This window comes from Vibrio mexicanus (assembly GCF_001012815.1).
GTDB lineage: Bacteria > Pseudomonadota > Gammaproteobacteria > Enterobacterales > Vibrionaceae > Vibrio > Vibrio mexicanus.
Map to the genome: position 1 here is coordinate 1 of NZ_JYJP01000056.1, position 12,364 is coordinate 12,364.

The following is a 12,364-nucleotide window of genomic DNA, read 5'->3' on the forward strand; positions in this document are numbered from 1 at the left end:
GCATCATGGGAGCCTTTTTAGTTTCTATCATCTATGACCTATATTTTAGCGTCATAGTCATTTCGCTTAGGACAGGTAGAGAGTATCTCCCGACGGCCTGTCTCTTTTACTTCTTCTAGAATGACATCGAAGCCCCACAGGCGATAGAGATGCTTCATTACTTCCTCATGGCTATCAGCTAACGGAATGCGATCTTGTGGAATGTATTGAAGGGTGAGCGAACGATCGCCACGTACATCCACATTAAATACCTGAATATTAGGCTCTAGGTTACTGAGGTTGTACTGCGCGGCGAGTTTCTCTCGGATAGCGCGATACCCCATATCATCGTGAATCGCACTGACTTCGATGAAGTTCTTTCTGTCATCATCGACGATAGAGAACAGTTTAAAGTCGCGCATCAACTTAGGTGACAAGTACTGGCTGATAAAACTTTCATCTTTGAAGTTATGCATCGCAAAATGAAGGGCATCTAGCCAGTCAGTGCCGGCCAAATCAGGGAACCACTCTTTATCCTCGTCGGTGGGTTCTTCACAAATTCTTTTGATGTCGCGGAACATAGCAAAGCCTAATGCATAGGGGTTAATACCACTGAAATAGGGGCTATTGTAGGGCGGTTGCGCGACCACACTAGTGTGGCTGTGTAAGAATTCAAGAATGAACTTATCAGAGACGATTCCTTCGTCATAAAGGTGATTTAGAATCGTATAGTGCCAGAAGGTCGCCCAGCCCTCATTCATCACTTGTGTCTGCTTTTGGGGGTAGAAGTATTGGCTTATTTTACGCACGATACGTACTATCTCACGCTGCCAAGGCTCGAGTAAGGGCGCGTGTTTTTCAATGAAGTAGAGAATGTTCTCTTGAGGCTCCGAGGGGAATCGAACTTTAATATCCTCTTCCTTGGTTTTAGACTGAGGAACGGTTCGCCACAGCTCATTGACTTGAGATTGAAGATACGCCTCTCGCTCTTCTTGGCGTGCGGTTTCCTCTGCAATCGAGATCTTTTCAGGACGTTTGTATCTATCTACGCCATAATTCATTAGTGCGTGGCAAGAATCGAGCAGCTCCTCGACCTCTGATTCGCCATACTTCTGTTCACATTCTGCAATGTATTTCTTAGCAAACAGCAGATAGTCGATAATCGAGCTGGCATCGGTCCAGGTTTGGAATAGATAGTTACCTTTAAAGAAGGAATTGTGGCCATAACAAGCGTGGGCAATCACTAATGCTTGCATGGTCACAGTGTTTTCTTCCATTAGGTACGCGATACACGGGTCTGAATTAATGACGATTTCGTAGGCCAGTCCCATTTGGCCATGTTTATAACCCTGCTCAGTTTGAATGAACTTTTTACCAAATGACCAATGATTGTAATTAATCGGCATACCTATACTGGAATAAGCATCCATCATCTGCTCGGAAGTGATCACTTCGATCTGGTTAGGGTAGGTGTCCAAACGATAATGGTTAGCCACCCGTTTGATCTCTTTGTGATAGCGCTCTAGTAGATCAAACGTCCAGTCTGGCCCATCGGGCAACAATTTGCTGTTAGATTTCGCTTTTGGTTTCGTCGTCTTTGTAGTCATAACGTCTCCCTATGCAGTTTCTTTTTGAAACAGCTCCCTGAACACAGGGAATATGTCATCTACGGATCGGATATTCTTCATCGCGAAGTTATCGAAAGCTTGCTCGAGTTTTTCGTACTCGTGCCAAAGGGTTTGATGAGAGCGTCGGGTGATCTCGATATAAGAGTAATATTGGCAAGCAGGTAATAGCTGATTAACCAACAGCTCTTTACAGCGAGGAGAGTCGTCAGCCCAGTTATCACCGTCGGAAGCTTGCGCAGCATAGATGTTCCATTCCGCCAGCGGGTAACGATCTTTGACAATCTCATCCATTAACTTGAGTGCGCTTGAAACAATGGTGCCACCGGTTTCCTGTGAGTAGAAAAACTCGTGTTCGTCGACCTCTTTTGCTTGGGTATGGTGGCGAATGAACACCACATCAACATTTTCATAGGTTCGCGTTAAGAACAGATACAACAGCACGTAAAAACGCTTGGCTATGTCTTTGGTTGCTTGGTCCATCGAACCCGATACATCCATCAAACAGAACATGACAGCTTGGCTGGAAGGTATTGGACGGCGCTCATAGTTTTTAAAGCGCAAGTCGAATGAGTCAATAAAAGGCACACTGTCGATTCGGCTGCGTAACTCTTCAATTTCTTTCTTAATTCGCTGTTCTTCAAGTGCCTGAGCTGGCTCTTGGTTTTTAATTCGTTCGAGCTCTTCTTCAAGTTCGTTCAGCGCGCGTTTCTTACCCGCCGTCATTGCGGTTCGTCTCGCGAGCGATTGCTGTAGTGAACGAACAATTGCGATATTGGACGGGATCCCTGCGGTTTGATAGCCCGCTCTATGGGTTTTCCATTCGGTTATTTTGTTGATTTGATTCTTTTCTAAGTTGGGAAGCTCTAGGTCTTCGAAAAGAATGTCGAGATACTCATCCTTAGAGATTTGGAATACAAATTCATCTTGCCCTTCGCCATCAGGCTTGCTTCACCTTCACCCGCTCCACCACCTTGGCCACCACCTTTCGGACGATCAATTTTGTCACCTCGAATGAACTGGTCGTTACCAGGATGTACGCGTTCTTTAACCCCGCCTTTACCTTGGTGAAATACAGGCTCTTTAATGTCACGATGTGGAATTGCGACATCTTCACCAGACTCAGTATTAGTAATCGAGCGGCGGTTTACTGCATCTGCAACAGATTCTTTGATTTGTTCTTTATGACGGCGGAGAAAACGTTGTCTGTTTACCGCACTTTTATTTTTGCCGTTCAGTCGTCGGTCGATAAATTGCGCCATAAGTTCCTCCTTATGAAAACTTCACATCACCCAAACACCTACCGCGTGAGGCGGTAGGGTTTGACTGCGTAAGGGCAGCGCTATTTGGGCTTTGGTCGCTTGCGTTAAGAGGATTTACGAACGCGTAAATACCACTCAGATAGCAATCGCACTTGCTTCTCGGTGTAGCCCTTCTCCATCATGCGAGCAACAAAGTCGTCGTGTTTCTTCTGGTCTTCAGACGAGGTTTTCGCATTAAAGGAAATAACAGGAAGCAGTTCTTCTGTATTCGAGAACATTTTCTTCTCGATAACAGTGCGGAGTTTTTCGTAGCTCGTCCAAACTGGATTTTGACCATTGTTGTTGGCTTTAGCACGAAGTACAAAGTTAACGATTTCATTACGGAAATCTTTAGGGTTGCTGATACCAGCTGTCTTCTCGATTTTCTCTAGCTCATTGTTTAGAGAGGCACGGTCAAATAGCTGGCCTGTTTCTGGATCGCGATACTCTTGGTCTTGAATCCAGAAATCCGCGTAGGTGACATAGCGATCAAAGATGTTCTGACCGTATTCTGAGTAGGACTCCAGATAAGCGGTTTGAATCTCTTTACCAATGAATTCGACGTATCGCGGCACCAGATAACCTTTGAGGTATTCTAGGTATTTCTCAGCTTGTTCTTGCGGGAATTGCTCACGTTCTACCTGCTGCTCGATGACATAGAAGAGGTGAACAGGGTTAGCGGCCACTTCGGTTTGGTCAAAGTTAAAGACTCGCGACAGAATCTTAAACGCGAAACGAGTGGAGAGACCGGACATACCCTCATCAACGCCCGCATAATCGCGATACTCTTGATAGCTCTTCGCTTTCGGGTCAGTGTCTTTAAGTGTTTCACCATCATAAACACGCATTTTAGAAAATAGTGAGGAGTTCTCTGGCTCTTTTAGTCGAGACAAAATACTGAACTGAGCAAGCAAATCGAGTGTGCTCGGTGAACATGGCGCTTTCGATAGCTCTGAATGTTCGAGTAGTTTTTGGTAAATCTTCACTTCTTCAGAAACACGTAAACAGTAAGGCACTTTCACGATGTAAACACGATCGAGGAAAGCCTCATTGTTTTTGTTGTTACGGAAGGTTTGCCACTCTGATTCGTTTGAGTGCGCCAAAATCATACCGTCGAATGGCAATGCAGATAGCCCTTCGGTTCCGTTGAAGTTACCTTCCTGCGTTGCGGTTAAAAGAGGGTGCAGCACCTTGATAGGGGCTTTGAACATCTCTACGAATTCCATCAAACCTTGGTTCGCTTTACACAGTGCACCTGAGTAGCTGTACGCATCTGGATCGTCTTGGGAGAAGTGTTCAAGCTGGCGAATATCGACTTTACCGACAAGTGATGAGATGTCTTGGTTGTTCTCGTCACCTGGCTCTGTTTTCGCGATCGCTACTTGGTCTAGGATAGACGGTCGTACCTTGACGACTCGGAACTTGGAAATATCACCACCAAATTCATGCAGTCGTTTAGCAGCCCACGGCGACATGATGGAACGTAAGTAACGTTTTTCAATGCCGTACTCTTGTTTGAGTACCTCACCGTCTTCGTCTACGTCGAACAGGCAGAATGGGTGGTCGTTAACAGGGCTGCGCTCACCATTAGCAGACAGCACGTAAATAGGTACTTGTTGCATTAGCGCTTTGAGTTTTTCAGCCAATGAGGATTTACCACCACCTACAGGGCCGAGTAAATAAAGGATCTGTTTGCGCTCTTCTAGACCTTGAGCGGCGTGTTTAAGGTACGAAACGATCTGTTCAATCGCGTCTTCCATACCGTAGAAATCTTTAAATGTTTTATAACGAGAAATCACTCTGTTTGAGAAGATCCGACTCAGTGTCGGATCAAGAGCCGTGTCTACGACTTCGGGCTCACCAATTGCCATCAGCAGTCTTTCGGCAGCGTTTGCGTAGGCACTTTTGTCATCTTTACAAAGTGATAAAAAATCTTGAAGCGATAGCTCTTCATCCTTGGATGCTTCGTAGCGCGCTTGGAAGTGGTCAAAAATACTCATACTGAAATCCCCTCTGAACCTGTCAAAATGACTATCAACCCGCATAGATTTACAATTCCATTCTCAATATAAGATTAGTTGTTATTTGGAATTTTGCTTAACAATTATGTGTTTATTTACATAATGTAGTAGAAAGAAATGAGTTTTGAGATTCGATCACAGAAGCGCAAATAGGGGAGATTTTTTTCTTGTATCAGCGATTGATTTTACGCTAGTGGTTGGGTAGAAATCCTTAGTTAACTAATGGTTTTAAGCGTTGTTTGTTGGCAGTTCAAGGGCTGGAATGGGGATTGACGACAATAAAAAAGGGAGCGAGTCGCTCCCTTTCAAACCATCTATAAATGATTAAGCATTGAAAATTTGAGTCAGCTCCGTTGCACATAAGTGGTATTGGCGTGGGCAGTTGCGCCAAGTTGTGTGCATGCGGCGGTACTTTTCAAGCATTGGCATCTGGCTGTTGAAGTGATGGTCACCTTTATCGAACTGAGGGTATAGACCTTCAGAATCCACAAGGAAGCGCACGTAGTTAACGTATTGCGCTTCAGTGGCAATATCGAAACCTAGGAAAGTTAGGCGACGTTGATCGACTTGCTTTTGCTCGTCTTCAGCAAGCATCTTATTTGACTCTTGCATTGCATGGTACATTTCCATGATATCGATGATTTCACGACATTCGTCTTCAACTAGACAGCCGAAATCTTTGTTTAGCTCACGCATTTGCAGCTCATAACCACGCTCAACGATAGTCTGTAGGCGTTGGTATTTGGCAGCATTTGCTGGATCCATTTGTGCCATTAGGTTGTATTGGTTAGACAAAATTAGGCGTTGTGCATTTGTCATTTCCATGGAAGGCCTCACTAAATTCTTTTGTTGTTTTACTGTGATAAGGTTAGCGTTTTTTGTGGCTTTGAAACATGATCTGACCACAGGGATAGGTAAATTGTTTGGCTAATGTAGCGCTTGATTATTTCAATGTGAATAACAAGGATGAGATAGCGAATGAAAAAGCAACAATCTTTACCAGTGTTCTAGATTGGGCAAACTCTTCGCAAAAAAAAGTTGCACAAAAAAACCAGCCGAAGCTGGTTTCTAGAAAAACGAACGTTTTTAGTATTTCACGTTTGAGTGATACTGCTCTAGGATCTCAACGATACCATCCATCGTTTCTTTCGATGGTGGGTTCACTCCTTCCAGCGGGTAATCGTAACCCAAGGCTTCCCATTTGTGAGCGCCGAGCTTGTGATAAGGCAAAAGCTCTACTTTCTCGATGTTGTCCATATCTTTAATGAACTCGCCCAACATATGAGCTGCTTCTGGGTCGTCGGTGTAACCCGGAACAACCACATAACGAATCCAAGTTTTTTGGCCGATCTTATGAAGGTAACGAGCAAAGTCGAGAACACGGTGATTAGCAACACCAATGAAATCTTGGTGGATTTCATCTTTCATATGTTTGAGATCGAGCATGACAAGGTCGGTTGACTCTAAGACTTCATCAACAACGTCGGTATGTTTACGAATGTAGCCATTGGTATCTAAACAAGTGTGGATGCCTTCTGCTTTTGCCGCGCGGAAAAAATCGCGAACGAATTCAGGCTGAAGCATGGCCTCACCACCCGAACAGGTAACGCCGCCGCCAGATGCATTCATAAAGTGGCGGTAAGATTTCGCGTCGTTGATGATCTCTTCAACGGACACCTCTTTGCCCCCATGTGGGTCCCAAGTATCGCGGTTGTGACAGTACTTACAACGCATTAAGCAGCCTTGCATAAACACAATAAAGCGAATACCCGGTCCATCGACGGTACCACAAGATTCAAATGAATGAATTCGACCAGTAGTTGACATGAGCTCTTCTCTTATAAGGGGGAAAGTTGTTGGTTAGTTTATTACAAAATGCCCTTTATATACAGGGATAAGCCCTTATAGACCGTAAGAAAATACCAGATGTGCGAAAACTATTTATGCATTGTTTTATTATGTTATAAAATTGTTATTAACAAAACTATTAATACAAAATTACGTTATCGCATTATTGTCATCGATTGATGATTAAGGGGTCCATCATGGATGTGCTTGCTCTATCTCAAAAGCAGAAATTTACTGCTTTTCTCGTTATCTTGTCTCTTGGGTTCATTGCTTTGGGGCGTTCACATTCAATAACATTAGGGATGTGGGGCTTCAATATTCTGCCAGTGGCGAAGTCGCGACAGGTTCTATCTCTATTTATCAAACACAGGCGAAACTGCTCTCATTTACATCTGGGTTAGATCACTTGACGGGGGAGACGGTTGAGAAAGCGAAAACGGACCTTGCCGCAATTAGAGTCGATATTGACCGCGATATTGGATTTCTCAATCAGCTAGGGCTCAATGCTCAAGCTCAAACATTGACGCAAAGTGCTGAGCAGTTTGAATCGGCCGTATTGCTTGGTTGGATTTACTATCTGAGCTAGGGTTCAACGTAGATGACGGAAAGCTTGGGGAGTTGAAACAAATTGCAGCAACCATTGAAAAGAAGATTGAAGAAACCGGCATGGTGACCCTTAATTCTGATTTTCAGGCCATGATAAAAGCGCAGCAAAACTATCTGCTGTTGCCAAACGAAGACAACCTAAAGCTATTTAATCGAGCGATGGCGGGATTTGTTAACATGTCGAATACTTACGCCATGTTGGATCTCTACGAAAAAGAGATCGAGCAGTTCAAATCGACGTTCGCGCGGGTGAGTGAACTGTCGAGCCAGCTTGGTGCAATTGAAGTGGAGTTTCTGCAAAGCGAGCAGATGATTATGCAGGGTATCCAACTGGCGACAGAAGAGCTTCGTGCTATTTCTTCAGAGTTTGAAGCTTCGGCTAAAAGTAGCAGTGGTCAGATCCAATGGTCGGTTTTGATTGCTTGCGCAGTGCTTGCGATATTCACCATTGCGATTTTCATTACCATGAGTGCGACCTTAACTAAGGCGCTCAAGCAAACGGGTGATGTTCTAAAAGATATGGAAAAAGGCGATTTGTCGCAACGGATGGCTTTGTCGAACAACAAAAATGACGAGTTTAATCAGCTCGCAGAGACGATTAATCAAAGCTGTCAAAATTTGGGTGACCTTGTGTCCGGTGTTCAGCAAAGTAGCCAAGCTCTCGCTGGTGATGCAACGGAACTTAATAGTGGCTTAGATAGGTTGATGCACAGCCAGTCAGAAGTACTGGGCCAAACTCAGCTGCTGGCTTCAGCCACAGAAGAAGTGAGTGTGACAACCCAAGAAGTCTCGAACTCTCTGGAGTTTGTGGCCGAGATCAGTCAATCGTCGACGCAAGCTGCGGAGGAGGGTGGAAAAATCATTACCTCTGCAATTGGCTCACTGGAAGAGGTTGCGGAGATCCTAACCTCAGCAGCGGGGCATATTAATCAGCTCGAAGAGGCATCGTCCAAAGTGGATTCGGTAATGGAAATCATCAATGGCATTGCGGAACAAACCAACTTGCTGGCCTTGAATGCGGCGATCGAGGCGGCAAGGGCTGGTGAGCAAGGGCGAGGTTTTGCCGTTGTGGCTGATGAAGTGCGAAGCTTAGCGGTACGCACTGTGGATGCGATTTCTGAGATTTCTGGAACGATTGATACTATGAAACAAGAGAGTGCGGAGGTGATTCAATATATCGGTAAGTCTGAGCAATCTATGGTGGCGGGTAAAGAAAAAGGGCATGAAGCAAAAGAAGCGCTGCAGCAAATAACCGAGAAAGCCGATGAAGCTGCTCACCAAACAGAGGTAATCTTTACTTCAATTAAAGAGCTGGCGACAACCAGTCAATCTATGGCTGATAGCATGATTCAGATATCAAGCTCGATGCAAGAACTGGAAGAAAATAGCGAGCAACTCAGAGCGACAAGTCAAATTGTTGACCGTCGCTCAAGCAGCTTAAGTTCGGATTGCCAGCGTTTTAAAATCTAAGCAATAGAAGATTTAGAAGAAAGCGTAGAACGTGATGCCCCCGGTTCCGTAATAGGAATCTGGGGCTTCTTTATAATCTGGGGTTTTAATCGTGGTAGCAAATGAAGCCCCCACATAGTCGTTGTACCAAGCAACGCCAAGAACGGCTGTCGCTTGGACATTATCTAACGTCACATCATACGGTTCTTTTGGATCCGGCAAGTTCGGTCGATATCCTTCAATGGTAATATCGTTGAAGCGGTAACGAGCTTCGATTCCGGAATAAACAAACCAGCCTGTGCGTGAAGCACCAATCATCCCCGGCCTAAACGGATTTTCGTTATCAATGTTGGCGGCACCCATGTTACCACCAAGATCGGCACCCCAGCGCAGCATCAAACCTGTTGAGATATCACTTCTGAAGTTACCTACGTTAACTTCACTGACATTAGACACTTCCCACTCAGTACCCATGTAGGTATTTTGGCGAAGCAATTAAAGTGGCCAAGGTAGCCAATTCCACCAACAATTTTGTCCTCTATTTGGTATTCCCAGCCATTAGGATCATCCGAGCCGGTAATACTGTGAACGAGGTTTTGTGCTTGGTCGGCTAGAGAGTTTTCACCCGTTGTCCCTATAGTGGCGGTAAAGCGTTGGGCCTGTTGAGGGTGAAGACTGATGTAGCTGAGCTCGGTATGCAGATAACCAGCATAAGGGCGGTTGTTTTCAAGTGGGTAGTCCGCTTCGATGTCGTCAGGCGTATACATTTTATGGCCAATGACGATTTCGTATTTGTCTAGAGAGGCTGCGCCCCAAATGGATAAACTTAAAGGTTTGGTTAGCCAATTAGGAGACACTGCTCCTGACGTGTACGAGAGAAATAGACCATTGGTATAGTCTTTGTCGACGCCAAAAAGCCCATCGTTATCTAGACTGAAAACCCAAGTGGACTTTTCAGACGCCAAGGCAGGCGAGGTAAGAAGTAACAGCGGAAGTAAGCGAACTAGTTTCATATATTATTTACTACATAGCGGAGCGGTGCCAAATGCTTATATTGTTATAGTAAGTATTAGCAGCACATCAGGTTAGGACAACAGTAAAGATCAATATTTCTATGCAGTATTTGTACCACAGATTTTTTGTCGCGCCTATTTGTACCTTTGAGCAGACATAAAAAAGCCCCGCATAAACGGGGCTTCAAATTTCAAATTAAAAATCTAGATTATAGAGATTCAGTGAAAGTACGTGCGATTACGTCTTTTTGCTGCTCTGCAGTTAGAGAGTTAAAGCGTACAGCGTAACCAGATACACGGATTGTTAGCTGAGGGTACTTCTCAGGGTTCTTAACTGCGTCTTCTAGAGTTTCGCGGTTTAGAACGTTCACGTTTAGGTGCTGACCACCTTCGATGCCAGTCTCGTGGTGGAAGTAACCATCCATTAGACCTGCAAGGTTAGCACGCTGTGAGTTCTCTTCTTTACCTAGAGCGTTAGGAACGATAGAGAACGTGTAAGAGATACCATCTTTCGCGTCAGCAAACGGCAGTTTACCTACAGATGTTAGAGATGCTACTGCACCTTTCTCATCGCGACCGTGCATTGGGTTTGCACCTGGAGCGAATGGAGCACCTGCTTTACGACCATCTGGTGTAGTACCCGTCTTCTTACCGTATACCACGTTTGAAGTGATAGTCAGGATAGACTGTGTAGGTACTGCATCACGGTAAGTCTTAAGTTTACGGATCTTGTTCATGAAGATAGTAACAAGTTCACAAGCCATGTCATCAACACGAGCGTCGTTGTTACCAAATTTCGGGTAGTCGCCAGAGATGTCGAAGTCGATCGCGATGCCGTCTTCGTCACGGATTGGCTTAACTGTACCGTACTTGATTGCAGATAGAGAGTCTGCTGCAACAGACAGACCAGCGATACCACAAGCCATTGTACGACGTACGTCACGGTCGTGTAGAGCCATAAGCGCTGCTTCGTAGCTGTACTTGTCGTGAGAGTAGTGGATTGCGTTTAGCGCAGTTACGTATTGCTTAGCTAGCCAATCCATGAAGTTGTCTAGACCAGCCCAAACTTTGTCGAAGTCTAGAACTTCGTCAGTCATTGCTTCAGTCTTAGGACCAACTTGGATCTTAAGCTTCTCATCTACACCGCCGTTGATAACGTAAAGTAGAGTCTTAGCTAGGTTTGCACGAGCGCCGAAGAACTGCATGTGCTTACCGATAACCATTGGAGATACACAACAAGCGATAGCGTAGTCATCGTTGTCGAAATCTGGACGCATTAGGTCGTCGTTCTCGTACTGGATAGAAGAAGTATCGATAGATACTTTCGCACAGAACTTCTTGAAGCCGTCAGGTAGCTGCTCAGACCAAAGAACAGTGATGTTTGGCTCTGGAGAAGGACCCATAGTGTATAGTGTGTTTAGGAAACGGAAGTTCGTACGTGTTACAAGAGTACGACCGTCAACACCCATACCACCCATAGATTCTGTTGCCCAGATTGGGTCGCCAGAGAATAGCTCATCGTACTCAGGAGTACGTAGGAAGCGAACCATACGTAGCTTCATTACGAAGTGGTCGATCATTTCCTGAGCTTGTTCTTCAGTGATGATGCCAGCAGCGATATCACGCTCAACGTATACGTCTAGGAAAGTAGAAGTACGACCTAGAGACATAGCCGCGCCGTTTTGAGATTTAACAGCCGCTAAGTAACCGAAGTAAGTCCACTGGATTGCTTCTTGTGCAGTCGTCGCAGGACCAGAAATGTCGAAGCCGTAAGAAGCTGCCATTTCTTTCAATTGACCTAGTGCGCGGTGTTGCTCTTGAAGCTCTTCACGCAGCTGCATAGTCATTTGTAGATCGTCGCCAGCTTCTAGTTTCTCTTGAGTAGAGTGGAACTGAGCAACTTTGTCCTTCATTAGGAAGTCTACACCGTACAGTGCTACACGACGGTAGTCACCGATGATACGGCCACGGCCGTATGCATCTGGAAGACCAGTTAGAACACCAGACTTACGACATTTTAGGATATCAGGAGAGTAAACATCGAAAACACCTTGGTTGTGTGTTTTACGGTACTCAGAGTAGATCTTAGAAACTTGAGGATCTAGAGTACGGCCGTATGCTTTACAAGAACCTTCGATCATACGTACACCGCCGTTTGGCATGATTGCACGCTTAAGCGGAGCTTCAGTTTGTAGACCTACGATAGTCTCAAGATCTTTGTTGATGTAACCAGCATCGTGAGAAGTGATGGTAGAGATAACAGAAGTATCGAAATCAACAGGAGCGTGAGTGCTGTTTTCCTGCTTGATGCCTTCCATTACTTTAGCCCAAAGTACATTTGTTGCTTCAGTACCTTCAGAAACTAGGAAAGACTCGTCGCCTTCATACGGCGTGTAGTTCTTCTGAATGAAATCACGAACGTTTACTTCGTTTTGCCAATCACCTTCAGCAAAACCTTCCCAAGCTTTAGCAAATTGCTCTGCCATGACATACCTACCTTTTTAGTAGTAAAAACACGTACT

Annotated in this window: 5 protein-coding genes and 3 pseudogenes; 1 reads left to right on the top strand and 7 read right to left on the bottom strand. The window is 45.0% G+C overall.

The window, feature by feature from the left end:
• Positions 1 to 38: 38 nt before the first annotated feature.
• From UA76_RS09205 to pflA, 5 genes and pseudogenes are all read right to left on the bottom strand, one after another.
• Entirely contained in the window at positions 39 to 1,586 is a 1,548-nt protein-coding gene (locus UA76_RS09205; RefSeq protein WP_047045214.1) for a SpoVR family protein, read from the bottom strand.
• A gap of 9 nt (positions 1,587 to 1,595) precedes the next feature.
• Positions 1,596 to 2,866: pseudogene (locus UA76_RS09210) on the bottom strand (YeaH/YhbH family protein).
• Positions 2,867 to 2,970: 104 nt separating this feature from the next.
• Positions 2,971 to 4,905 (bottom strand): PrkA family serine protein kinase, encoded by a 1,935-nt coding sequence (locus UA76_RS09215; RefSeq protein ID WP_047045217.1) that lies wholly within the window; start codon positions 4,903 to 4,905, stop codon positions 2,971 to 2,973.
• 345 nt (positions 4,906 to 5,250) lie between these two features.
• A complete protein-coding gene (locus tag UA76_RS09220; RefSeq protein WP_047045219.1) occupies positions 5,251 to 5,751 on the bottom strand; it encodes a YfbU family protein in 501 nt (166 codons plus the stop codon).
• A 261-nt stretch (positions 5,752 to 6,012) separates the two neighbouring features.
• Positions 6,013 to 6,753: a pyruvate formate lyase 1-activating protein gene (pflA, locus tag UA76_RS09225; protein WP_047045222.1), complete on the bottom strand. Its 741-nt coding sequence runs from the start codon at positions 6,751 to 6,753 to the stop codon at positions 6,013 to 6,015.
• 218 nt (positions 6,754 to 6,971) lie between these two features.
• Here pflA and UA76_RS09230 point away from each other — a divergent pair.
• Positions 6,972 to 8,850: pseudogene (locus tag UA76_RS09230) on the top strand (methyl-accepting chemotaxis protein).
• A gap of 12 nt (positions 8,851 to 8,862) precedes the next feature.
• Here the strand turns inward: UA76_RS09230 and UA76_RS09235 are convergent.
• Together UA76_RS09235 and pflB are read right to left on the bottom strand one after the other, a co-directional pair.
• Positions 8,863 to 9,842, bottom strand: a pseudogene (locus tag UA76_RS09235) (lipid A deacylase LpxR family protein).
• 209 nt (positions 9,843 to 10,051) lie between these two features.
• On the bottom strand, positions 10,052 to 12,328 hold the full coding sequence (gene pflB, locus UA76_RS09240) for a formate C-acetyltransferase (RefSeq protein ID WP_047045225.1): 2,277 nt from the start codon (positions 12,326 to 12,328) through the stop codon (positions 10,052 to 10,054).
• Positions 12,329 to 12,364: the final 36 nt, after the last annotated feature.

Coding starts and splice junctions, on each gene's coding strand:
- UA76_RS09220 (WP_047045219.1), bottom strand. CDS start 5,751: ATGGAAATGACAAATGCACAACGCCTAATTTTGTCTAACCAATACAAC.
- UA76_RS09205 (WP_047045214.1), bottom strand. CDS start 1,586: ATGACTACAAAGACGACGAAACCAAAAGCGAAATCTAACAGCAAATTG.
- pflB (WP_047045225.1), bottom strand. CDS start 12,328: ATGGCAGAGCAATTTGCTAAAGCTTGGGAAGGTTTTGCTGAAGGTGAT.
- pflA (WP_047045222.1), bottom strand. CDS start 6,753: ATGTCAACTACTGGTCGAATTCATTCATTTGAATCTTGTGGTACCGTC.
- UA76_RS09215 (WP_047045217.1), bottom strand. CDS start 4,905: ATGAGTATTTTTGACCACTTCCAAGCGCGCTACGAAGCATCCAAGGAT.